Origin of the sequence: Nocardioides sp. YIM B13467 (genome assembly GCF_042788075.1) — a bacterium.
Classification (GTDB): domain Bacteria; phylum Actinomycetota; class Actinomycetes; order Propionibacteriales; family Nocardioidaceae; genus Nocardioides.
The window spans coordinates 3,308,296-3,330,969 of record NZ_JBHZPJ010000046.1 but is presented as its reverse complement, the minus strand read 5'-3'; the positions used below and the strand labels follow the sequence as shown (position 1 = coordinate 3,330,969).

The window sequence follows — 22,674 nt, the reverse complement described above, 5'->3', positions numbered from 1 at the left end:
TGTATGCCGAACGACGCGAAGCCGGTCCCGCCGCGCTGGCTCAAGCCGATGAACAAGGTCTTCATGACCCTGTCGAAGACCGGGCTCGGGATGAAGGAGCTGCCGGTGCTCACCGTGCCGGGCCGCGCGAGCGGCAAACCCCGCAGCACCCCCCTCTCGGTCCTGGACCTGGACGGACGCCGCTATCTGCTCGAAGGCTTTCCGGGAGCCGACTGGGCCCGCAACGTACGTGCCGCCGCCGGCCGCGCCACTCTCCGGATCGGCAAAGACACCGAGCAGGTGCGTCTCGTGGAGGTGGAGCGCGAGGAGGCGTTGACCGTGCTCCGGGCCTGGCCGGAGCGGATGACGGACGGCGCGAAGATCATGCTCGACGCCGGTGTGGTCACGGCGGTGACGCCGGAGGCGTTCGAGGCGGTCGCCGGCCGCTGCGGCGTGTTCCGGATCGAGGTGGGCCGATGACCTCGACTCCCCTGTCCGCGCGCGGCGTGGGCAAGCGCTACCGCGACACCCAGGCGCTCGACGGCCTCGACCTCGAGGTCGCCGCCGGCACCGTGCACGCCCTGCTCGGACCCAACGGCGCCGGCAAGTCGACCGCGGTGAACGTCTTCGCGACCCTGACCCGACCTGATGCCGGCGAGGTGCGCGTCGGCGGTCACGATGCCGTACGCCACCCCGCCCAGGTCCGCTCCACGATCGGCCTGGTCGGGCAGAGCGCCGCGCTCGACGAGGCCCTCCACGGCCGGGAGAACCTGGTGATGTTCGGCCGCCTGCACGGCCTGCCGAAACCCGATGCCGTACGCCGCGCCGGCGAGCTCCTCGACGCCTTCGGCCTCACCGAGGCCGCCGACCGGAAGGTCTCGGGCTACTCCGGCGGGATGCGGCGGCGCCTCGACATCGCCGCCGGTCTGGTCACCCGTCCGCGGATCCTCTTCCTCGACGAGCCGACCACCGGGTTGGACCCGCGCGGCCGTCACGAGGTCTGGGAGATGGTGCGGCAGGTGGTCGCCGACGGGACGACGGTGCTACTGACCACGCAGTACCTGGACGAGGCCGACCAGCTCGCCGGCATGGTCACCGTGCTCGGCGCGGGCCGGGTGATCGCCGAGGGCACCCCGTCTGCGCTCAAGAGCGATCTCGGCGGTGACCGGGTGATCATCACCGCGACGGGGCCGGACGACCTCGCCCGGATGGCCGGCGTCCTCGGCTCCCTCGCCGTCGTCGACCCCGACCGGCACGAGGTCACCGTCGAGGCCGGCGCGGCCGGCGGCGGTGCCGCGGTCGTGGAGGTCGTACGCACCCTCGACTCCGCCGGCATCACGGTCGACGACGTGCTGCTGCGCAGACCGACCCTGGACGAGGTGTTCCTCCACCTGACCGCCCCCGGCCACGTACCCGATCCTGAAGGAGCCGCCCGATGACTGATCTGACCTCAGGTCTGTCCTCCACCCTGCGACAGACCGTGACCCAGACCTGGGTGATCACCCTCCGCGACCTCAAGCACTGGCAGCGCGAGCCGTGGGGACCGGTGTTCGGGATCCTGTTCGCGATCATGATGCTGCTGATCTTCGGCTACCTGTTCGGCGGCGCGATCGAGATGCCGGGCGGCGGGTCGTACCTGCCCTATCTGCTGCCCGGAGTGCTCGCGCTGACGATGATGTTCGGCATCGACGGCACCATGGCCGTGGTCACCGAGGACACCAAGCGCGGCGTCACCAACCGGTTCCGGTCGCTGCCGATGAGCGGTCTCGCGGTGCCGCTGGGGCGGGCGATCGCCGACCTCGGCAACTCGGCGGTCCAGCTGGGTGTCCTGATGCTCGGCGGGCTGCTGATCGGGTGGCGGATCGAGGGCACGTTCCTCGAGGCGGTCGCCGCGGTCGGGCTCCTGCTCTGGCTGCGGCTGGCGATGCTGTGGCTGGGCATCTTCCTCGGCCTGACCCTGCGGATGGAGGGTGCGCTGACGATGGTGCAGGTGCTGGTGTGGCCGCTGGGGTTCTGCTCGAGCCTGTTCGTCTCGCCCGAGACGATGCCCGGCTGGCTCGGCTTCCTCGCCGCCTGGAACCCGGTCTCGGCGACCGCTACCGCCTGCCGCGACCTCTTCGGCAACCCGACCGGGATCACCTCCGGCGTGCTCGCCGACCACGCGACGCTTCTGGCGCTCGCCTGGCCCGCGGTCCTGCTGGCGGTCTTCGTCCCGCTCTCCGTCCGCGCGTTCCGGCGCCTGGGCTGAGAACGGGCCCGGGAAGGCGATGCCTTCCCGGGCCCGTTGGCGAATGGGTGGGGTCAGGCAGTGGCCGGCTCGAGGCCGTCGGGCTCCTCCACGGCCTTCGCCTTCACCGACGCGACGGCCCGGGTCAGCGACCCGAGCGCGAAGGCGACGAAGAGCAGTACGACGCCCAGGCCCGCGACCAGCGCGGAGAGACCGAAGGCGGTGACCGCGGTCAGCAGGGAAGCGCGTACGAACGACGACTCCGCCGCGACCTCGCGGATCGGGTCCTCCTGCTCGAGCTCGGCGTACGTCTTGCCCTTGGTGATCCCCAGGGCGTGCTTCTCGACGGTGGCCGCCTGGGCGTAGGCCGAGAACGGCCCGTCGACGTGGTCTCCGGCGAGGAAGGAGGCGTCGTCGGCGACGGTGATCCCCTGCGCCTTCAATTGGGTGTGGGCCAGGTAGTAGGTGGCGGCGCCACTGGCGATGAACAGGAGCCCGAACAGCCCGATCAGGGGGCTCAGCAGCTTCGCGATCCGAGGTTTGCGGGTCATGCCGACTAAGGCTCGCCTGACTTACTTTGGATTGATAGCCCTGGAGGGTGTGATCTTCGTCGTGCAGAACTTTTTTCGCGGGACCTGTCGGATCGGTGTCGGGCCGTTCGTGGAGTGAGTGAGAAGCGGCCGTACGGGCCGCGACAAACCACCACCGGACGAGAGGCACCATCATGAGCACCAGCACCTACACCCAGGCCACGACCACCTCCCGCGGTCAGTTCGCTGCGCGGATGCCGGTCTGGCTCGTCAGCGTCACCGCCGTCCTTGTCGGCGCCCTGGTCACCGGCGTCTACGAGTTCTTCGCCCGCGCGGTCGGAGTGCCGTTCAATGTCGCACTCCCCGGCACCGGCGTCGATCCCGCCGCGATCCCCGCGACCGGGCTCGCCTGGGCCGTCGCCGAGCTCGGCCTGATCGGCATCATCATCGCCGTCTGCCTGGCCCGCTTCACCAAGCGTCCGCGCTCGACCTGGAAGCGCACCGCCTGGACCCTGACGGCGCTCTCGATGGTGCCCAGCCTGATCGCCGTCACCGACTCCTACGCCACCAACATCATGCTGGTGATCTCTCACCTCGTCGCCGCGGTGGTGATCATCCCCGTCATCGCCGCCCGGCTCGCGGAGCGCAACCCGCGCCGCGCCTGAGGTGTCTGCCGACGTCAGCCCGGTGGTCGGCGAGCGATGATCAGCTCGCCGACACCGGGCATCGGCGTCGTCTCGACCGTGAACCCCGCGTTGGCCAGGTCGGCGAAGAGCGCCGGCCTGGGATGAGTGCGGTAGTACATGACGAACTTCGGCCGCCACACCGCATTGCGCACCCGCATCACCAGGTCGAAGCCGGAAAGCAACCAGTAGGCCGGGTTGGTCGGCCCCGGCGCCCGGCTGACCGGCAGCGCGAACACCCCGCCCGGTCGCAGCGCCCGATGGATGCCGTCGAAGAGCGCCGGCCGCTCCTCCGGCAGGAAGTGCCCCAGCGCCCCGAAGCTCACCACCAGGTCGTACGCAGCCTCGAACGGCAGCGCGCGAGCATCCGCCCGCACCAGATCGGCGTCGGGGTGAGCGGCCCTGGCCTGCTCGAGCATCCCCATGCTGAAGTCGACCCCCGTCGGCCGCTCCGCGGTCGCCTCCGCGAGCAGCTCCAGCCCCGCCCCGGTGCCAGTGCACACATCGAGCCCTCGCTCGAACGGCCCGTACTCCCGCAGGGCGGTGATGGTCGCGGCCAGCATCCAGTCCGGCGTCCGGAACGGGGTCGCGTCGAACTTCGGCGCCAGCAGGTCGTAGCCGTGCTCCACCGACGACAGCGCCTGCACCACCAGCTCGCGAAACGTCGGCCCCTGCACGCCACAAACCTAGCCCGACCTAGGAGGGTAGGGGCCGGATATGGGCTACAGCCCTCCTAGATTCCCAGCTGACAGTCCTCGCCACAGAGGGTTGGTCGCTTCTTCCAGCCGGCTTTCGCCAGGATTCTGGCGATCCTCGTCGCTGTGCGACATGGCGTCCCGTAGATCTGCCGCCAACGCAGTCTTGCCGTCATACGGTTCGCCAGGGCGAGGTCGTCGAGATCCCTGTCGGCGTCCTTTCCCTGGTCGTCCCACGAGTCGTGACCGATACGACCGTCGAGCTCGACCACCAGCCCATACGCCTCGTAGTCGATGTCGCGATACTGGTTGCCGCCTGAGGTGCGCCTGAGCGCTTGGCGAGTGCCGAGCGGGAGCCCGTGGGCGCGTTCCACCTTGGTGAGGTAGCCGTGCTCGAGGACCGAGTCGGCTCCCGTCGCGAGATCGTGGAGCACTTCCGCGATCCAGGCACGCCGGCGGAGCCTCGGAAACCGGTTCAGCGCCATGCGTACCTCGCCGACGCTCACGCCACGGCGCCCGATCCCGCGCCCGAGCACGCCGATCACATCGATCTCGTCGCTGGCCTCGCCTGCCATCAGCAGCAGGTTGTCCTCGAACCGCAACCGAGGCAGGACATCGGGGAACATGTGGTCGGCGAGGTCGACCATACGATGGAGAACGATCCCCGGCTGTGGGTCGACCCGACGCTTCTGGTCGATGGCGACATGGATCGGATCGCTCTCCCGCTGCGTCCCTGGCGCCGCCAGCGTGGGCCCGCAGATCGCCGACTTGCCGGCGTAGAGGATCGCCGCCCAGCTGCGCTGCTCGAAGGTCAGCGGGCCGGTGTGGTTCACATAGACACGTGGATGCACGCGGCGCAGCTCGTTGTGGCGTACGGCGGCCTTGATCTCCGACTTCGTCCAGCCGGACTCGGTGAGCTGGGCGCGCGAGACCACCCCTGCCTGCAGCTGCAGGAGGGTCGAGTACCACTCGAAGTCGACAACAGCACCCACACCGATGACGCTAACGTTGCCCACCGACACCGGCCCCTCAGAACCTAGGAGGGCCGGAGCCGATATACGGCCCCGGCCCTCCTAGGTCGTGCTGCTACTGGACGGATCTCGACCCGCTTCGCGGGTTCGCAGGCTCAGACTTTGGCGACCGCGATCTGGGCCTTTTCGCCGTCGCCCAGGTCGACCGGGTTGCCCTCGAGCGAGTCGACCACGTCGTACGTCGTGGCGAGGGTCTCGCGGGAGATGAGGTCGGCGTGGGTGGTGGCTGCCTGGCGTACGGTCTCGGAGCCGGTCACCGACAGGGTGATGCGGTCCTCGACGTTGAGGCCGGAGTCCTTGCGGGCCTGCTGGACCGCGCGGATCAGGTCGCGGGCGAGGCCCTCGGCGGCGAGCTCGGGGGTGACGACCGTGTCCAGGACGATGAAGCCGCCCGGCAGCATGGTCACGGCGATGTCGTCGGAGGCGGCACCGGCGACGGTCTCGAGGGTGTACTCCCCCTCGACGAGCGCCAGGCCACCGGCGACGACCTCACCGGAGTCGGAGACCGACCAGTCGCCCGACTTGGAGCCCTTGATCGCCTTCTGGACGTCCTTGCCCAGGCGCGGGCCGGCGGCGCGGGCGTTGACGCTGAGCTTCTGCTCGATGCCGTAGGTGCCGGCCTCCTCCGAGTCGGCGGCGAGCAGCCGGACGGACTTGACGTTGACCTCGTCGGCGACGATCTCCTCGAAGCCCGCGATGTCGGCACCGACGACCGTCAGGCCACCCAAAGGAAGGCGGTTGCGGAGCTTGCGCGCCTTGCGCAGGGCGGAGGTCGAGGAGCAGACCGCGCGGACCGCGTCCATCCGCGCGACCAGGTCGTCATCAGCGGGAAGGGACTCGACGACCGGGTAGTCGGCCAGGTGCACCGAGCGGCCACCGGTCAGACCGCGCCAGATCTCCTCGGTGGTCAGCGGCAGCAGCGGCGCGACCAGGCGGGTCACCGTCTCCAGCACCGTGTAGAGGGTGTCGAAGGCGGCCTTGTCCTCGTTCCAGAACCGCTCCCGGCTCCGCCGGATGTACCAGTTCGTGAGCACGTCGATGAACCGCTGGGTCGCCTCGCAGGCCTCGGCGACGTAGTAGTCGTCCATCGCCGAGGTCATCTCGGCGACGTAGTCGCGCAGCTTGGCCAGGACGTAGCGGTCCAGCGGGTCCTCGGAAGCCGTCGAGCCCGTGGTCTCCAGATCGGCCGCGTTGGCGTAGAGCTGGAAGAAGTACCAGCTGTTCCACAGCGGGATCATCACCTGGCGTACGGAGTCCCGGATCCCCTGCTCGGTGACGACCAGGTTGCCGCCGCGAAGGATGGGCGAGGACATCAGGAACCAGCGCATCGCGTCGGCGCCGTCGCGGTCGAAGACCTCGTTGACGTCGGGGTAGTTGCGCAGGCTCTTGGACATCTTCTGGCCGTCCGAGCCCAGCACGATGCCGTGGCTGATGCAGCTCGAGAACGCCGGGCGGTCGAAGAGCGCGGTCGCCAGGATGTGCAGGGTGTAGAACCAGCCACGGGTCTGGCCGATGTACTCGACGATGAAGTCGCCCGGGAAGTGGTGCTGGAACCACTCCTCGTTCTCGAACGGGACATGGTTCTGGGCGAACGACATCGACCCGGAGTCGAACCAGACGTCGAGGACGTCGGAGACCCGGCGCATCATCGACTTGCCCGTCGGGTCGTCCGGGTTGGGACGGACCAGGTCGTCGACGTACGGACGGTGCAGGTCGGGGTTGCCCTCGGCGTCCTTGGGAAGGGTGCCGAAGTCGCGCTCCAGCTCCTCGAACGAGCCGTAGACGTCCAGGCGCGGGTAGGCCGGGTCGTCGGACTTCCACACCGGCACCGGCGATCCCCAGAAACGGTTGCGGGTGATCGACCAGTCGCGGGCGTTCTCCAGCCACTTGCCGAACTGGCCGTCCTGGATGTGCTCGGGCACCCAGCGGATCTGCTGGTTGAGCTCGAGCATCCGGTCCTTGATCTTGGTGACCTCGACGAACCAGCTCGAGACGCCCTTGTAGATCAGCGGCTGACGGCAGCGCCAGCAGTGCGGGTAGGAGTGGTTGTAGGACTCGCGGCGCAGCAGGATCGTGCCCGCGGTCACCGATCCCCCGGCCTCGCCGCGGGTGACCGCCTTGAGGTGGTCGATGATCTGCAGGTTGGCGTCGAAGACCTGGACACCGGCGTAGTCGACCACCGGCGCGGTGAAGCGCCCGTCCTTGCCGACAGGCATGACCGCCTCGATGTTCTCGCGGTCGGTCACCTCCTTGTCGACCTCACCGAACGCGCCGGCAGTGTGGACGACCCCGGTGCCGTCGGTGGTGGTGACGGCGTCGTCGGCGGCCACGATCCGGAAGGCGTTCTGGTGACCGGCGTAGTAGGAGAACGGCGGCTGGTAGGTGCGGCCGAGCAGCTCGGCACCCTTGTAGCGACCCAGGACCGTCGCCTCGTCCGCCTCCGGGAAGAGCTCCTTCTGGTACGCCGAGAGGCGAGCCTCCGCGAGGAGGTACTTGGCCGTCTTGTCGGTGCCCGGGACCGGGCCATCGACCACGACGTAGTCGATCTCGGAGCCGACCATGACGGCGAGGTTGGACGGCAGGGTCCACGGCGTGGTGGTCCAGATCAGGATGTGGGCGCCGTCGAGGACCTCGTCCTCACCGGTGGCGTCGAGCGCGTAGCCGACGGTGACGGCCGGGTCCTGACGGTCCTTGTAGACGTCGTCGTCCATCCGCAGCTCGTGGTTGGACAGCGGGGTCTCGTCCTGCCAGCAGTAGGGCAGGACGCGGAAGCCCTCGTAGACCAGGCCCTTGTCGTAGAGCGTCTTGAACGCCCAGATCACCGACTCCATGTAGTCGGGGTTGAGGGTCTTGTAGTCGTTGTCGAAGTCCACCCAGCGCGCCTGGCGGGTGACGTAGTCGCGCCACTCGCCGGTGTACTTCAGCACCGAGGCGCGGCTGGCCGCGTTGAACTTGTCGATGCCCATCTCGACGATCTCGTCGGTCGTCTTCAGGCCGAGCTGGCGCATCGCCTCGAGCTCGGCGGGCAGGCCGTGGGTGTCCCACCCGAAGCGCCGCTCGACGCGCTTGCCGCGCATCGTCTGGTAGCGCGGGACGATGTCCTTCACGTAGCCGGTCAGCAGGTGGCCGTAGTGCGGCAGGCCGTTGGCGAACGGCGGGCCGTCGTAGAAGACGAACTCGTTCTCGCCGTTCTCCCCGGCGTCACGGTTGTCGATGCTCGCCTGGAAGGTCCCGTCCTTCTTCCAGTAATCGAGAATCTGCGTCTCGATCTCCGGGAAGCGTGGGCTGGCCGGGACTTTGGCTGAGTTGACCTTCGGATAGGCCATCGACGCATCTCCTGCTGGGTGGTAGTGGGTTGTCTTCACCACAGGGACGATCTTTCGACCGCGGTACCACCCTGCTTGTCCTGCCGGACCACTTCGTTACGGCTGTGACGGGCCACTCCCGCCGGGTTCTACTTGCCTTCGATCTACCTGGAGGCTTTCTTCCCGGGGCTCGCCGCTGATGACGGCTCGAACGCCTGTAAGGAAGAGAGTACGCCGCCCGGCGCCCACCACGCGAACCCGATTACACCGCGCGCCACATCCGCACGTGCGGACCGATCTCGGGGTCGTCCCACGGCTCGCCGATCTCGACGAACCCGGCTCTCGCGTAGAAGGCCGCCGCCGGCGTACGCGCATTGCACCAGACCAGCCCGCCGCCTCTGGCCGCGACGTGGTCCAGCGCCGCCTGCAGCACCTCGGCTCCGACACCCTTGCCGCGCCATCCGTCCGCCGTCGCCATCCCCCGGATCCGCCACCCCTTCCCGGGATGTTCGGCCAGGTCAGGGCATGCTTCCGGGAAGAGCCCGACGCACCCGACGATGTTCCCGCCGGCATCCAGCGCCGCGTATGTCGCGACCTCGGGACCGTCATCCCCCGGCACCCTCGCCGCCTCCGGCGGCCCACCGTTGCGCAACACCTTCGCCCGCAACGGATACGTCTCCTCAACCTCCACCCGGCGCACCGTGATCACGTCGCGACCATATCGGTGTGCGGACACCTCGTCTCGGCACCTGGCAGGATGCGCGCATGAGCCTGATTCGCTACGAGTACGCCGATGGTTGCGCCCGCATCACGATGACCAACCCGGACCGGGGCAACGTCTTCAAGCCCGAGGCGGGCGCGGAGATGCTGGCGGCGATCCTGCGCGCGAAGGCGGACTCGGCGCGGGTGATCGTGCTGGCTGCGGAGGGGAAGTACTTCTCCGTCGGCGGTGACCTGGCAGGGTTCGCGGCCGCCGATGACCTGGGGCCGTACATCCTCGAGCTCGCCGAGGGCGCCAACCGGATCATCACCGAGCTCGTCCGCTGCGACGCGATCGTGGTCAGCGCCGTCCAGGGCACCGCGGCGGGGGTCGGGTTCCCGCTGGCCGCGGCCGCCGACATCGTGATCGCCGCCGACAAGGCGAAGTTCAGCCTGGCCTACGCCAAGGTCGGGCTGTCGGTCGACGGCGGCGGCTCTCTCCTCGTGCACACCCTGGGCCTGCACCGAGTGCTCCGGCTGACCCTGCTGGGCGACATGCTCTCGGCGACCGAGGCGCTCGAGGCCGGGCTGGTCGCCCGCGTCGTACCGGCCGAGGAACTCGCCGCCGCTGTGGACGAGGTCGTCGCGACCCTCCTCGCCGGCTCCCCGGAGGCGCTGGCAAGCACCAAGCACCTGATCCGCGACGTCGCCGACCCCAACCCCGAGTCGGCCCTGCGGCGCGAGGCGCAGTCGATCTCCGCCCTCGGTGGCTCGGCCTCGGGCCGCGAGGGCATCAACGCGTTCCTGGAGAAGCGGCCGCCCAGCTTCACCGGCTGAAATCATTGGCCGAAAGGCGCTCGTTCCGCGAGGGTGAACCCATGAGCAGTGATCAGCGACAGGTGGGCTTCGGCGGAATCTGGCTTCCCGAGGGCGAGGATCCACGCCACCAGGAGCAGCCGGCCGTAGGCGAACTGGCGACCTACCGGGACTACCTGCGCCACTACCGGCTCACCCTCGAGCTCAAGTGCCAGGACCTCGGTCCGGAGGACCTGGTCAAGCAGAGCGTGCCGCCGAGCGACCTGAGCCTGCTCGGGCTGATCCGCCACATGGCGCGGGTCGAGCAGAGCTGGTTCCAGCGGGTGCTGAAGGAGAACCTCGAGCTGCCGCGGCTCGACGCCGACGACCCCACCGGCGGGTTCCACAAGGTGGAGCCGACCCAGGAGTCGGTCGACGAGGCGTTCGCGAGCTGGCGTGAGCAGGTCGCGGCGGCCGACGAGTGGCTCGACTCGATCGAAGACTCGATGCTCGGCGAGACCCGTGACGTCGGCCGCGGCGACGAGCCGGTCAGCATCCGCGACATCCTGGTCCACATGATCGAGGAGTACGCCCGGCACGCAGGTCACGCCGACCTGCTGCGGGAGGTCATCGACGGGCGTACCGGGCAGTAGCCCCTCCCCCGCCCACCAGGCGGTTTCCTGAGACTAGGCTGAGACAGCGGTCACAACGACCGTTACCGCGCGCTGAATCAGAGGGAGACCATGTCGACGTCGACCGCCAACCCCACCAGCTCGGGCCCACGGTCCGGGCCCAACCTCAAGTCCATCGTGATCTGGACCGCCGTCGCCGTCGTCGGCGCGGTCTGCTGGGCCGTGCTCGCCCTGTCCCGAGGCGAGGACGTCTCGGCACTGTGGATCCTGTTCGCCGCGCTGGCCTCGTACGCGATCGCCTACCGGTTCTACTCGAAGTTCATCGCCAACAAGGTGCTGAAGGTCGACGACACCCGGGCCACCCCGGCCGAGCGGCTGGAGAACGGGCAGGACTTCGACGTCACCGACCGCCGAGTGCTCTTCGGGCATCACTTCGCCGCGATCGCCGGCGCAGGCCCGCTCGTCGGCCCGGTGCTGGCCGCGCAGATGGGTTACCTGCCGGGCACGATCTGGATCATCGTCGGCGTCATCTTCGCCGGCGCCGTGCAGGACATGGTCGTGATGTTCTTCTCGATGCGCCGCGACGGCAAGAGCCTCGGTCAGATGGTGCGTGAGGAGATCGGCACCGTCGCCGGCGTGGCCGCGCTGATCGCCGTCTTCGCGATCATGATCATCATCCTGGCGGTGCTCGCGCTGGTCGTCGTCAATGCGCTCGCGGAGTCGCCGTGGGGTGTGTTCTCGATCGGCCTCACCATCCCGATCGCGCTCTTCATGGGCTTCTACCTTCGCTACCTGCGCCCCGGTCGCGTCAGCGAGGTGACCGTCATCGGCGTCGCGCTGCTGCTGCTGGCCATCATCGGTGGTGGGTACGTCGACGAGATGGGCCTGGCCGACGCCCTCACCCTCTCCCACGAGACGCTGGTGATCTGCCTGGTCGTCTACGGCTTCGTCGCCTCGATCCTCCCCGTGTGGATGCTGCTCACCCCGCGTGACTACCTCTCCACCTTCATGAAGGTGGGCGTCATCGTGCTGCTGGCCGTCGGCCTGGTCCTCGCGGCCCCGACGCTGCAGAACGAGGCCGTCACGGACTTCGCCACCAACGGCGAGGGTCCGGTCTTCGCCGGCAAGCTGTTCCCGTTCGTCTTCATCACCATCGCCTGCGGCGCCCTCTCCGGCTTCCACGCGCTCATCGCCTCCGGCACCACGCCGAAGATGGTCGCCAAGGAGAGCCAGGTCCGGATGATCGGCTACGGCGGCATGCTGATGGAGTCGTTCGTGGCGATCTCTGCCCTCATCGCGGCCTCGGTCATCGACCAGGGCATCTACTTCTCGATGAACGCCGCCGCCGGCGCGACCGGCGGCACCCCGGAGACCGCGGCCGCCTTCGTCAACGGGCTCGGTTTCTCGATCACCCCGGCCGATCTCGAGGCAGCCGCGGCCAGCGTGGAGGAGACGATCATCTCCCGCACCGGTGGCGCCCCGACCCTGGCGTTCGGGATGTCGCTGATCTTCAGCGAGGCGTTCGGGGGCGGCCTGGCCGCCTTCTGGTACCACTTCGCGATCATGTTCGAGGCGCTCTTCATCCTGACCGCCGTCGACGCCGGCACCCGGGTCGGCCGCTTCATGCTCCAGGACACGATCGGCAACGTCTGGAAGCGCTACGCCGACACCTCCTGGCGACCGGCGGCCTGGTCGGCCTCCGCGCTGGTCGTACTGGCCTGGGGCTACATGCTCTGGATCGGCGTCGGTGACCCGCTCGGCGGGATCAACCAGCTGTTCCCGCTCTTCGGCATCGCCAACCAGCTGCTCGCCGCGATCGCCCTGACCCTGGCCACGGTGCTGATGTTCAAGCACGGTCTGGCCAAGTTCGCCTGGGTGCCTGGCATCCCGCTGGTCTGGGACCTCATCGTCACCATGACGGCGAGCTGGCAGAAGGTGTTCAGCGACAACCCCACGATCGGCTACTTCGCCCAGGCCTCTGCCGCGCGCGAGGCACGCGACGCCGGCGAGCTCTACGGGGTTGCGAAGACCCCCGGGGACGTCGACCAGATCATCTACAACTCGACCCAGAGCGGCATCCTGCAGGCAGCGTTCGCGCTGCTGGTGATCGTGATCGTCGCCGGCGCCGCGGTGACTGTGGTCAAGACGATCCGCGCCGGTGGTTCGCTGCCGACCACCGAGGTCCCGAAGGTCGAGTCGAAGATCGTCGCGCCCTCCGACTTCTTCGCCACCAAGGAGGAGAAGGAGGCCGTACGCGAGTGGGAGGCCTCCCAGAAGGCGCCAGTGTCATGAGCCTGCTCACCGAGCGTGTCTCCGGCGCCTGGCGGCTGCTCCGCCAGGCGACCGGGGAGGCCAAGTGGGACGAGTACGTCGCCCGGTGCGAGCGCGAGGGCGTCGATCCGATGAGCCGGCGCGCGTTCGAGCGTCACCGGGCCGACGAGAAGGAGCACAACCCGCAGGCCCGCTGCTGCTAGCGGTCTAGTGGGGGCTGTCGTCGGCGAAGGCGGCGTCGAGCCAGGCGTACACCTGCGAGTCACCTCGGGTGACGAGCAGGACCACCTGCTTCTCGGCGTCGCTGACCGGCTTGCCGTTGATCCAGCTGCGGACGATGTCGGAGGCGGCGCGACGGACGACCTCCACGCCCTTCGCCATCGCCCACTCCGGCGCCGGGTGACCCTTGCTGGTCGCCACGCCGGGGATCTCCAGGGTCCAGGTGCCGTCCTCGGCCTGGAGGAGCTTGGGCATCGGCGGCGCGCTCTTCTTCACGCGACCACCTCCGTAGCGCACGCGCCAGAATACGGACGCGGTCGCGTGTTGTTTGGATGGTTCACTGGCTGGCGCTCGCTCACGCTCCCCATGTTCGCACGTCGAGACCGTCGATAAGGGACCGCTCAGGCTCGGCCACTAGACTGCGCCCCGTGACGAATGCAGCTTGGGGCTTCGGCCTCGTGACGTACGCCGCCGGCACTGGATCCGACAAGGGCAGTGTGCTCGACGTGTGGTTCCCCGCACCGCAGCTGGGCGAGAAGCCCGCCGACGCGACGGCGCCGGCCGAGCTGACCGCGCTCGAGGGCGCCGACGACGTGCGTCAGGTGACCAAGAAGGTCGCGCTCGTCGAGGTCAAGGATCTCGACACGGCGCCGGAGTCGACCGAGGACGTCTGGCTGCGACTCCACCTGCTCTCCCACCGCCTCGTGCAGCCGCACGGGCAGAACCTCGACGGCATCTTCGGCCTGCTCACCAACGTGGTGTGGACCAGCGCCGGCCCGTGCGCCGTCGAGGGCTTCGAGCTCACCCGCGCCCGGCTGCGCGCCGCGGGCCAGCACGTGACCGTCTTCGGCGTGGACAAGTTCCCGCGGATGGTCGACTACGTCGTCCCGAGCGGCATCCGGATCGGCGACGCCGACCGCGTCCGCCTCGGCGCCCACCTGGCCTCCGGCACCACCGTCATGCACGAGGGCTTCGTCAACTTCAACGCCGGCACCCTCGGCGCGTCGATGGTCGAGGGCCGGATCTCCGGCGGTGTCGTCGTCGGCGACGGCTCCGACGTCGGTGGCGGCGCATCGATCATGGGCACCCTCTCCGGCGGCGGCAAGGCCGTCATCTCCATCGGCCAGCGCTGCCTGCTCGGTGCCAACTCCGGTATCGGCATCTCCCTGGGCGACGACGCCGTGGTCGAGGCCGGGTGCTACGTGACGTACGGAACCAAGGTCACGCTCCCCGACGGCACCGTGACGAAGGCCGGCGAGCTCTCCGGCGCCTCCAACATCCTCTTCCGCCGCAACTCGGTCAGCGGCGCCATCGAGGCAGTCCCGTGGAAGGGCGAGGGCATCGAGCTCAACGCCGCCCTCCACGCCAACTGACTCTCACCGAAGAGCAGAGTGCCGAGTTGAAGAAGCTTCTCACCGCCCTGGTGGTGCTCAGCGTGATCGCCGGCGGCATCTACTGGGTCGTCCAGGCCGCGACGGACAAGCTGGGCTCGATCCTGCCCGACCTGCAGCAGTGCACGGCGGTCGCCGGCGAGTACGAGGCGCGCTTCGACCCCGAGCAGATGGGCAACGCCGCCGTGATCACGGCACTCGGGCTCAAGCGCGGCCTGCCCGCGCGGGCGGCCACGATCGCGATCGCGACCGCGATCCAGGAGTCGAAGCTCTACAACATCAGCCACGGTGACCGGGACTCGCTCGGCCTCTTCCAGCAGCGCCCATCGATGGGCTGGGGCACCGAGGAGCAGGTCCAGGACCCGGTCTACGCCACCAACAAGTTCTACGACGCGCTGGTGAAGATCGAGGGCTACGAGGACATGGTGGTCACCGAGGCGGCGCAGGAGGTGCAGCGCTCGGCCTACCCCGAGGCGTACGCCGACCACGAGGGCGAGGGTCGCGCGATCGCCTCCGCGATCAGCGGCTACTCCCCCGCCGCGCTGACCTGCCGGATCGACGAGCCCGAGGCCGGCTCCGGCAAGCCCCAGGCGACCACGACCGAGGTCAACCAGCTGCTCGGCCAGATGGTCGGCCGCGCCCGGGTCGACGGCAGCACGGTGGTCATCCCCGTCGACGCCGGCGAGACCGGCCAGCGCAACGGCTGGGCGGTCGCGCACTACGTACTCGCCCGGGCCAGCGAGTTCGGCGCCACCTCCATCGCCTACGACGGCCGCACCTGGTCCGCCGGCAAGGACGAGGAGTGGGCCGACACCCCCGAGGTCTCCGGCGACCAGATCGTCGTCACCCTCGCCTGACCCCACCAGCCGAGGCGTCACCCCGGTCGGCCGAAGCGTCACCTTGGTCGGCCGACATGGCACTCGGGCGGCAACTCGGCCAGCGCGAGCGACCTCTCGGCCGACGTACGTGACGCCTCGGCGTCAGTCGGCTACGTCGACGTGCACGTGGTCGCGGTGCTCGAGGATGGCCTGGTCGCCGCCGCGGGGCGGGACCTCGTAGTCGCGCCAGCCGGCGCCGGAGCGGAACTTGGTCCAGATGCGGTCGTCGTAGATGACGGTCTCGATGTCGAGGCGGTCGGCGTTGGCGACGAGGTATTGCGCCAGGGACCAGCCCTTGATGTTGTTGCGCGCGTTGATGGGCCGGAAGAAGTAGTCGACCGCGCGGCCCTCGTAGTGGGCCGAGCCGACCATGTGTCCGGTGGTCACCCCGCCGGGCTGGAAGCCGCCTTCGGGGAGGCCACCGTAGACATTGCGTACGTCCTCGCGCAGCGCCTCCGCACGCGAGGTGAGCCCCGCGCCGCTGAGCCTGTCCGGGACCTCCTCGGCACCGCCCTTGACGACGCAGGAGAACGCCTCAGGAGTGTTGCCGGTCAGCGCCGAGGCCAGAGCCCGCGCCTCGGGCTCGGCGTCGCGGTAGCCGTCTCGCGAACCGTCGCTGATCTGCTGGGCGACACCCGGGACGGACTGCTGGCGGTAGTCGGGGACTCCGGAGAGCCGGTCGTAGAGGCCGGCCGCCTTCGCCGGATCCCGCTCGAGGGAGTGATCGGCGAGCTCGACCGCCAGCACGACGGAGGCCGCGCGGGCGGGAAGGCCGCGGCGTACGGCTTGGGCGGCGATCGTCGAGGCACGTTCGGCCTGCTCGGAGGAGAGGTCGTAGGTCTCGCCCTCGGAGGTGACGGTGCAGGCCTCGCGGGCGAGGACCGGGATGCCGCCGACCCCGACGCCGAGGAGCCGCAGGCCGGCGAAGACCAGGGCGACGGCGATCACGACGCCGAGAACGATGAGGTGCTTGCGCACCGGCCGCAGCTGCTTGCGGGCTTCCCGCGCCGACTTCCGCAGCGCCTCGCGCGCCGGCTCGGGGAGTCTCGGCCCGTGAGGGCCCGGCGCAGGAGGCCGCGGACCCGGGGGCGGGATGGTCGGCGGGCCCGTCGGGGTCCCCGGCTGTGCGCTCACTCCACCAATCTTCACGTATGGGGCAAACCCCGCCCGGCTATGCCGTGAGGCGGGAGACCGCCGCGTCGACGCGCTCGTCGGTGGCGGTGAAGGCGATGCGTACGTGCTGGCTGCCGGCGCGACCGTAGAAGGTGCCGGGAGCGGCGAGGATGCCACGCTCGGCGAGCCACTCGACGGTGTCCCAGCAGTCCTCGTCGCGCGTGGACCAGAGATACAGGGACGCCTCGGAGTGGTCGATGCGGAAGCCGGCCGACTCCAGCGCCGCCTTGAGCTTGGTGCGCCGGGCGGCGTAGCGGGCGTGCTGCTCCTTGGCGTGCTGGTCATCGCCCAGCGCGGTCACCATGGCGACCTGCTGCGGGCCGGGCATCTGCAGGCCGAGGTTCTTGCGGACCGCGAGGACCTCACCCAGGACCGAGGCGTCACCGGCGACGAAGGCGCAGCGGTAGCCGGCGAGGTTGGACCGCTTGGAGAGCGAGTGGACGGCGAGGATCCCCTCGTAGGAGCCGCCACAGACGTCCGGGTGCAGCACGGAGACGGGAGACGCCTCCCAGGCGCACTCGATGTAGCACTCGTCCGAGATCAGCAGCGTGCCGCGCTCGCGCGCCCACTCGACCGTCCTGCGCAGGTGCTCGACCGGGAGCACCCGGCCGCTCGGGTTGGAGGGCGAGTTGATCCACAGGATCTTCGGCGCCTTCGGGCCCAGCGCGACCAGCGAGTCGGTGGCGACGGTGTCGGCGCCGACGAGAGCCGCGGAGACCTCGTACGTCGGGTAAGCGAGCTCCGGGTACGCCACCAGGTCACCCTGGCCGACACCGAGATGCAGCGGCAGCGAGCCGATCAGCTCTTTGGAACCGATCACGGGGAGCACGTTCTCGAGCCCGAGTCCCGAAACGCCGTGGTTGCGCGCGAGCCAGTCGATCGCGGCCTGCCGCACCGCGGGAGTGCCGATCGTGGTCGGGTATCCCGGCGAGTCGGCGGCTCCGGCGAGGGCCTTCTGCACCACCGCCGGGGTCGAGTCGACCGGAGTCCCGACCGAGAGGTCGACCAGTCCGTCAGCGTGCGCGGACGCCTTCTCCTTGAAGGGAGCGAGCTTGTCCCAGGGGAAGTCAGGCAGCCGCTGCGAGACCGGGATCGAGGCCGGCATCAGTCCTGGTTCTGCGGGGGCAGCGCGGCGACGAACGGGTGGTCCTTGTCGATCTCACCCATGCGAGCAGCGCCACCGGGCGAACCGAGGTCGTCGAAGAACTTGACGTTGGCGTCGTAGTACTCCTTCCACTCCTCCGGGGTGTCGTCCTCGTAGAAGATCGCCTCGGGCGGGCACACCGGCTCGCAGGCGCCACAGTCGACACACTCGTCGGGGTGGATGTAGAGCATCCGCTTGCCCTCGTAGATGCAGTCCACGGGACATTCGTCGACGCAAGCCTTGTCCTTCACGTCAACACAGGGCTGGGCGATGACGTACGTCATTCGGGGCTCCTCCAAGCGGGGTTTCACTAAAGTCAGAGGGGCGCAGCTGGCCCTTCCATGCACAGCCTAGTATCCCCACGTGCCTGCTCATCTCCTGGGACCACATGTCGTCGGTCAGCGGATCGTCATCCGTCGCCTCATACCTGGCGAGACCGGCCCCACCGGCGGCCCCGCCTTCACCGACATCCTCGGAGTCTGTACGTCATGGGCCGACGGCGTCGCGGTCATCGAACGTGAGTCCGGGGAGCAGGTGAGCGTGCCCGTCGCCGAGATCGTCTCCGGCAAACCGGTGCCGCCGCGGCCGAACGTACGCCTTCGGATCGGGGTGCGCGAGGCCGAGCTGCTCAGCGCCGCGATCTTCCCCGGCACCACCTCCGAGCCGTTGGGCGAGTGGGTGCTCTTCGACCACGAGGTCTCGGTCCGCCGGCGACCCAACTCGGCGCTCGCGATCGGCGACCCCGGCATCGGGCTGGATGCGGCGATCGACCGGGTCGAGAGCTACTACCGGAGCCGCCACAAGCGCCCACGGCTGAAGATCGAGGTCGGCTCCGCGGCCGAGGAGGCCGTGCTCGCGCGGGGCTGGGTCGAGGACGTGACCGTCGAGTTCCAGCTCGCCGGGCTCGCCGCCACCCGCCGCCTTCTGCCTCCGCCCGTCGAGGACGCCCGCGTCGAGGTCCAGGCGAGCGACGCACAGGTGCTGATCACTCTCGGCGACACCGCCCGGATCATGGGCACGCTCGAGCGCGACTGGCTGGCCATCCACGACCTCGAGGTCGCCGAGCAACACCGCCGCCAGGGCCTCGCCACGAAGGCCCTCGCCACCCTGCTCGAGTGGGGCGCAGAACGCGGCGCCCGCGGCGCCTGGCTGCACGTCGAGACCACCAACGCCCCCGGCCTCGCGCTCTACGAGGGCCTCGGCTTCACCGAGCACCACCGCTGCCGCTACTACGCCTCGCCCACTCCGTAGGGAATCAGCCCGCCAGCAGGTCCCACAGGTTGCCGAAGGGGTCCCGGAATACCTGAAGGGTGCCGTAGGGCTCCTCGCGCACCGGCCCGACGAGCTCGATCCCGGCGGCGACCAGCTTCTCGTACGCGATCCTGAAGTCGTCCACGCGCAGGAAGAACGTCACCCGGCCGCCGGTCTGGTCACCGATCCTCTCGGTCTGTGCCGGGCCGTCGGCCCGGGCGAGCAGGAACCCGGTGCCGCCGCCGGGCGGACGTACGACCACCCATCGCTTCGGGCGCCCATCGTTCGTGGTCGACGGGGCGTCCTCGGTGACTTCGAAGCCGAGGACGCCGCGGAAGAACTCCACCGCCGCGTCGTAGTCGGGAACGACGATCGTGACCAGGTCCAGGTGCATGGGTGAACGGTAGGGCGCGGTCAGCAGGTCTTCAGGTCCGGGGATGCGGGGCCTTCGTGGGTGAGCGCGTCGAGGGTGAGGGCGATGGCGGAGGTGCTCATCGGGATGAGCAGGTGGTCGGAGAGGTCGAGGGCGCACGCGTCCTGGATGCGTACGTTGGTGGTGTTCGGGCCTTCGGCGAGGAAGCCGGAGGTGTGGGGCACGACCACCTCGTCGGTGGCGGTGACGATCTGGGTGTAGGAGATGTCGCCCGGGGTCTCGTCGCCGGCGTTCAGGTCGGCGAGGAACTGCGAGCCGGCGGCCTGCTGGGCACAGGACTGGCACAGACCGGTGGCTCCGATCGCGGTCCCGTCCATGACGACGGTCGTGCCGTGGTTGGAGGGGGCGAGGCCGACGAGGTCCTCGACGTGGGCGGCGCCACCGAGGTTCTTGATGTAGTAGCGCGGCATCATCCCGCCCTGGGAGTGACCGACGAGGGACACCTTGTCGGCGTCGGTGACCTCGCGTACGCGCTCGATGAACTCCCCCAGGTGAGCGGCCGAGTCCCGGATGTCACCGGTCGCGCGGTTGCCGTAGTCGAACGAGTAGACGCAGAACCCGGCTCGCTTCATGGCCAGCGAGATCGGGTCCAACAGCGAGCGACGGTCACCGAAGGTGCCGTGCACCAGGATCACCGGCGTCGGGCGCGCTGCCGACGGTGCGCACGCCCAGTCGTTGGCCCCCGCCGGGTCGCCGTAGGGCGACCCCGGCAGCGGGATCCCGGTCCGGCTCGGCCCCGCCGCGGCGGGTGACGAGATCGGGGCCAGGACGAGTGCGGCAGCAGCGAGAAGACTCAGCAGAAACGGGCGCATGACCGCTTCAACGAACAGCTGTGATCCGCGTCACGGCCAACAACGCCGAGTCGGCGCGTCATGACGCGCCGACTCGGCGTTGGTTTTGGTCAGAACCGGCCGAATCGGGTCAGTTGGGGTCGGCGGGCGGCGGCGGCTTCTCCGACTCGTCGGTGCACTCGACCTCGTCCTGCGGGATGTAGGTGGTCTTGAAGGTCTGGGTGTCGACCTTCGCGCCCGATCCGGCGTTGTAGAAGTCGCGCCAGACGTTGATCGAGAAGCCCGGGGCGCCGACGGTGTTCTCGCAGTTGCCGTCGGTGATCTTCTGCTTGCCCGGCGGCTTGAAGTCGTAGCGCTCGCCGGTGCGGGTCTTGATGTCCCAGATCTTGGTGGACCACATCTCGACGGTCACCGAACCCTGGCCGCTGGCGCTGGCGGGGTTGACCCAGGAACGGATCAGGACGCCGTACTTGGTGTTGTTCTTGAACTTCAGGTCCAGCGAGGGCCAGGCGACGGTCGCCTCCCGGCCGATCGGGTAGCGGTCGATGTAGAGCGAGTGCGCCTTGTGCTCGACGTCCTGGAGACCGGCGAAGAACATCGCGTTGAAGGTGGTCGTCGCCATCTGCGAGACACCGCCGCCGTAGTCCTCGCGGAAGATCCCGTTCTGGATCATCCAGCCCTTGGTGAAGCCGTTGGCGGCCGTACGCTCCCCGACGATGCCGTTGAGGGAGAAGGTGTCGCCCGGCGCGAGCACGGTGCCGTTGACCAGCTCGGCGGCGCGGCCGATGTTGACGTTGCGGTATTCGGCGTAGGGGAAGTTGGTGGTGAAGGTCGAGACCTTCTCCTTCACGCCCCAGGCCTTGGCTTCTTCGGTGGTGACCTTCGGCTTGGCGACCTTCGACTTCACCTCGACGGTGCGCTCGCCCTTGGGCGCGGTGACGACGTCGAGGAAGACCGCCTCCAGGTCCTTCTGGTTGAAGGTGACACCCGGCTTGGCGGGGATGACCTTCGGAGCGCCGTTGACCATCTTGACGGTCGCGTCGACCGGCTTGGCGGCGTCGTCGGCGAGGGCCTTCTTGAGCACCTTCTTGAGCTTGCTGGGCGCGACCGAGGCCTGCAGCTCGCCGTCCTTGGGGTCGAACCGGATCGCGTCGCCGAACTCCTTCGGCGACAGCTCCACCGGGGTCTTCTCGAACTTCAGCGTGATCGGGCCGGAGACCGCCGGAGTGGCGACCTTGTCGACCGCCTCCTGGACGTCGGCCTCGTCGACGTCGGGGGTGAGCTCCGCGAGAGGTACGTCGGCCTTGCGGTCGCCCTCGACGAGGAGCTGACCGGCGAGCGCGGTCCGGAGGGCCTCGTCGCTGACGCCCTCGCCGGCGACCGGCTGGGTGGTCTTGATCTTGCCCTTCTTGATGACGACGTCGCCGTCCTTGAAGGGGGTGCCAGCGCGCTTGTTCACCTTGGCCGCGACCTTGGTTATCAGCTTGTCGTCGGCCTTGATGACGGGCTCGATCTCGCCACCGCCGGTGAAGTGCTTCCACAGCTTGACCGGGCTCCAGCTGCGTACGGCGTTGGCCTTCGCGATCGTCGCCTCGGCGTCGAAGCTCAGGCCCGCGTCGGCCGGGTTGACCTCGGTCGTGCTGTCGCCGGCGGTCACGTTGATCGGCTGGCTGTGGGCGGGAGCGAACTTCTGGTCCAGCAGCGGCGCCGCCTCGTTGGCCGTCATGCCGCCGATGTCCACGCCCGCGACCGTGGTGCCCTCGGGGATCTTCTCCCCGGCCACGGCGTACGCAGCGGCCCAGCCGGCGAAGGCCAGGATGGCGACGCCGCCCGCGATCGCGGCGGCGACCTTGGTGCCGGTGCCGAGCGGCTTGCTCTCGGCCGCGACCGGCTGCGCGTAGTCGGGCTGCTCGAAGGCGGAGTGGTCGTAGCCGGACTGGTCGTAGCCCGACTGGTTGTAGCCGGACTGGTCGAAGCCGGACTGGTCGGCGGGGACCGGCTCGTGCACGACGAACGGCCCGACGCCCATGACGGTCTCCTCGAGCGGCTCGTCATCGAAGTCGGGAGGGTTCTGGGCCTGGTTGTCGAGCGCGATCTCGGTGGCCGCTTCGCTGGCCAGGTCGGGGGCGGCGTCGACCGCGTCCGGCTCCGGGGCGAACTTCCGGTTCTTCGAGACGAAGAGGAAGTTGTCTTCCTCCGGCAGCTCCGCGCGCTTCGGCAGCTCCGAGCGCAGCATCGTGCTGCGCAGCAGGGTCTCCTCGGCCAGATCCTCGTCGAAGTCGCCGGCGGGGACCAATCGGGTCGCGCCGTCGGGCTCGTCATCGGCGTCGTTCGGAACCGGCTTGGCACCCGTGGACTCGGCAACACGGGCGTCGATCTCGATCTGAGGGATCATGATCGTCTCGATGGCAGCATCGTCCGCGCCAGCTTGGCTGGCGTTGGACCCGGCCGCGTCAGTTTGCTTCGCGGGCTCGGGGGCCTTGGAGGCCTCGGGCTCATTGGACATGCGGGAGAGCCTAGGACCTATACCCCCCTAGGCCGAACCCG

23 protein-coding genes are annotated in these 22,674 nt (G+C 69.3%); 11 read left to right on the top strand and 12 right to left on the bottom strand.

Annotation, left to right across the window (positions count from 1 at the left end):
• Positions 1-3 precede the first annotated feature (3 nt).
• The 3 genes from ACFX43_RS23155 to ACFX43_RS23145 are packed head-to-tail and all read left to right on the top strand — an operon-like array spanning position 4 to position 2,227.
• Complete coding sequence (locus ACFX43_RS23155) at positions 4-459, top strand: nitroreductase/quinone reductase family protein (protein ID WP_378835697.1); 456 nt, start codon at positions 4-6, stop codon at positions 457-459.
• On the top strand, positions 456-1,418 hold the full coding sequence (locus ACFX43_RS23150) for an ATP-binding cassette domain-containing protein (RefSeq protein WP_378835682.1): 963 nt from the start codon (positions 456-458) through the stop codon (positions 1,416-1,418). The genes ACFX43_RS23155 and ACFX43_RS23150 overlap by 4 nt, the downstream gene beginning before the upstream one ends.
• Positions 1,415-2,227, top strand: a complete 813-nt coding sequence (locus ACFX43_RS23145) for an ABC transporter permease (RefSeq protein WP_378835675.1) — start codon at positions 1,415-1,417, stop codon at positions 2,225-2,227. Before ACFX43_RS23150 ends, ACFX43_RS23145 begins: the two co-directional genes overlap by 4 nt.
• Positions 2,228-2,280: 53 nt before the next feature.
• Here ACFX43_RS23145 and ACFX43_RS23140 read toward each other — a convergent pair whose 3' ends face one another.
• A complete protein-coding gene (locus ACFX43_RS23140) occupies positions 2,281-2,757 on the bottom strand; it encodes an aromatic ring-opening dioxygenase LigA (protein WP_378835669.1) in 477 nt (158 codons plus the stop codon).
• Between the two features lie 173 nt (positions 2,758-2,930).
• On the opposite strand from ACFX43_RS23140, the gene ACFX43_RS23135 reads away from it, so the two are divergent.
• A complete protein-coding gene (locus tag ACFX43_RS23135) occupies positions 2,931-3,401 on the top strand; it encodes a DUF6069 family protein (protein WP_378835666.1) in 471 nt (156 codons plus the stop codon).
• A 14-nt stretch (positions 3,402-3,415) separates the two neighbouring features.
• Here ACFX43_RS23135 and ACFX43_RS23130 read toward each other — a convergent pair whose 3' ends face one another.
• The 4 genes from ACFX43_RS23130 to ACFX43_RS23115 all read right to left on the bottom strand — a co-directional run bounded on the left by ACFX43_RS23130 (position 3,416) and on the right by ACFX43_RS23115 (position 9,159).
• The gene (locus ACFX43_RS23130) at positions 3,416-4,096 is read right to left on the bottom strand and encodes a class I SAM-dependent methyltransferase (protein WP_378835663.1); all 681 of its coding nucleotides are present in this window, start codon (positions 4,094-4,096) and stop codon (positions 3,416-3,418) included.
• 56 nt (positions 4,097-4,152) lie between these two features.
• Positions 4,153-5,106, bottom strand: a complete 954-nt coding sequence (locus ACFX43_RS23125) for a type IV toxin-antitoxin system AbiEi family antitoxin domain-containing protein (protein ID WP_378835656.1) — start codon at positions 5,104-5,106, stop codon at positions 4,153-4,155.
• Between the two features lie 134 nt (positions 5,107-5,240).
• Positions 5,241-8,471, bottom strand: a complete 3,231-nt coding sequence (ileS, locus tag ACFX43_RS23120) for an isoleucine--tRNA ligase (RefSeq protein ID WP_378835652.1) — start codon at positions 8,469-8,471, stop codon at positions 5,241-5,243.
• A gap of 241 nt (positions 8,472-8,712) precedes the next feature.
• Positions 8,713-9,159, bottom strand: coding sequence for a GNAT family N-acetyltransferase (locus ACFX43_RS23115; RefSeq protein WP_378835647.1), 447 nt, complete (start codon positions 9,157-9,159; stop codon positions 8,713-8,715).
• A 56-nt stretch (positions 9,160-9,215) separates the two neighbouring features.
• Between ACFX43_RS23115 and ACFX43_RS23110 the strand changes: the two genes are divergently transcribed.
• From ACFX43_RS23110 to ACFX43_RS23095, 4 genes are all read left to right on the top strand, one after another.
• Positions 9,216-9,986, top strand: coding sequence for an enoyl-CoA hydratase/isomerase family protein (locus ACFX43_RS23110; RefSeq protein WP_378835644.1), 771 nt, complete (start codon positions 9,216-9,218; stop codon positions 9,984-9,986).
• 41 nt (positions 9,987-10,027) lie between these two features.
• Positions 10,028-10,597: a DinB family protein gene (locus ACFX43_RS23105; RefSeq protein ID WP_378835639.1), complete on the top strand. Its 570-nt coding sequence runs from the start codon at positions 10,028-10,030 to the stop codon at positions 10,595-10,597.
• A gap of 90 nt (positions 10,598-10,687) precedes the next feature.
• Complete coding sequence (locus ACFX43_RS23100; protein WP_378835636.1) at positions 10,688-12,868, top strand: carbon starvation CstA family protein; 2,181 nt, start codon at positions 10,688-10,690, stop codon at positions 12,866-12,868.
• Positions 12,865-13,050, top strand: a complete 186-nt coding sequence (locus tag ACFX43_RS23095) for a YbdD/YjiX family protein (RefSeq protein ID WP_378835629.1) — start codon at positions 12,865-12,867, stop codon at positions 13,048-13,050. Before ACFX43_RS23100 ends, ACFX43_RS23095 begins: the two co-directional genes overlap by 4 nt.
• A gap of 4 nt (positions 13,051-13,054) precedes the next feature.
• On the opposite strand, the gene ACFX43_RS23090 is transcribed toward ACFX43_RS23095, so the two are convergent.
• Complete coding sequence (locus ACFX43_RS23090; protein ID WP_378835626.1) at positions 13,055-13,342, bottom strand: hypothetical protein; 288 nt, start codon at positions 13,340-13,342, stop codon at positions 13,055-13,057.
• 152 nt (positions 13,343-13,494) lie between these two features.
• Here ACFX43_RS23090 and dapD point away from each other — a divergent pair, with 152 nt between their 5' ends.
• Positions 13,495-14,439: a 2,3,4,5-tetrahydropyridine-2,6-dicarboxylate N-succinyltransferase gene (gene dapD, locus ACFX43_RS23085; protein ID WP_378835623.1), complete on the top strand. Its 945-nt coding sequence runs from the start codon at positions 13,495-13,497 to the stop codon at positions 14,437-14,439.
• A gap of 26 nt (positions 14,440-14,465) precedes the next feature.
• Entirely contained in the window at positions 14,466-15,314 is an 849-nt protein-coding gene (locus ACFX43_RS23080; RefSeq protein ID WP_378835618.1) for a hypothetical protein, read from the top strand.
• 123 nt (positions 15,315-15,437) lie between these two features.
• Here ACFX43_RS23080 and ACFX43_RS23075 read toward each other — a convergent pair whose 3' ends face one another.
• The 3 genes from ACFX43_RS23075 to fdxA are packed head-to-tail and all read right to left on the bottom strand — an operon-like array spanning position 15,438 to position 17,936.
• Positions 15,438-16,469 (bottom strand): hypothetical protein, encoded by a 1,032-nt coding sequence (locus ACFX43_RS23075; RefSeq protein ID WP_378835613.1) that lies wholly within the window; start codon positions 16,467-16,469, stop codon positions 15,438-15,440.
• 37 nt (positions 16,470-16,506) lie between these two features.
• Entirely contained in the window at positions 16,507-17,613 is a 1,107-nt protein-coding gene (gene dapC, locus ACFX43_RS23070; protein WP_378835608.1) for a succinyldiaminopimelate transaminase, read from the bottom strand.
• Positions 17,613-17,936 carry a ferredoxin gene (gene fdxA, locus ACFX43_RS23065; protein ID WP_008358813.1) on the bottom strand — a complete coding sequence of 108 codons (324 nt, stop codon included), beginning with the start codon at positions 17,934-17,936 and terminating at the stop codon, positions 17,613-17,615. Before fdxA ends, dapC begins: the two co-directional genes overlap by 1 nt.
• 79 nt (positions 17,937-18,015) lie before the next feature.
• On the opposite strand from fdxA, the gene ACFX43_RS23060 reads away from it, so the two are divergent.
• Entirely contained in the window at positions 18,016-18,903 is an 888-nt protein-coding gene (locus ACFX43_RS23060) for a GNAT family N-acetyltransferase (RefSeq protein ID WP_378835599.1), read from the top strand.
• Between the two features lie 4 nt (positions 18,904-18,907).
• Here ACFX43_RS23060 and ACFX43_RS23055 read toward each other — a convergent pair whose 3' ends face one another.
• The 3 genes from ACFX43_RS23055 to ACFX43_RS23045 form a co-directional block, all read right to left on the bottom strand.
• Positions 18,908-19,297 carry a VOC family protein gene (locus ACFX43_RS23055; RefSeq protein ID WP_378835593.1) on the bottom strand — a complete coding sequence of 130 codons (390 nt, stop codon included), beginning with the start codon at positions 19,295-19,297 and terminating at the stop codon, positions 18,908-18,910.
• A gap of 20 nt (positions 19,298-19,317) precedes the next feature.
• Complete coding sequence (locus tag ACFX43_RS23050; RefSeq protein ID WP_378835587.1) at positions 19,318-20,148, bottom strand: esterase/lipase family protein; 831 nt, start codon at positions 20,146-20,148, stop codon at positions 19,318-19,320.
• A gap of 109 nt (positions 20,149-20,257) precedes the next feature.
• Positions 20,258-22,633 carry a VanW family protein gene (locus tag ACFX43_RS23045; RefSeq protein ID WP_378835582.1) on the bottom strand — a complete coding sequence of 792 codons (2,376 nt, stop codon included), beginning with the start codon at positions 22,631-22,633 and terminating at the stop codon, positions 20,258-20,260.
• Positions 22,634-22,674: the final 41 nt, after the last annotated feature.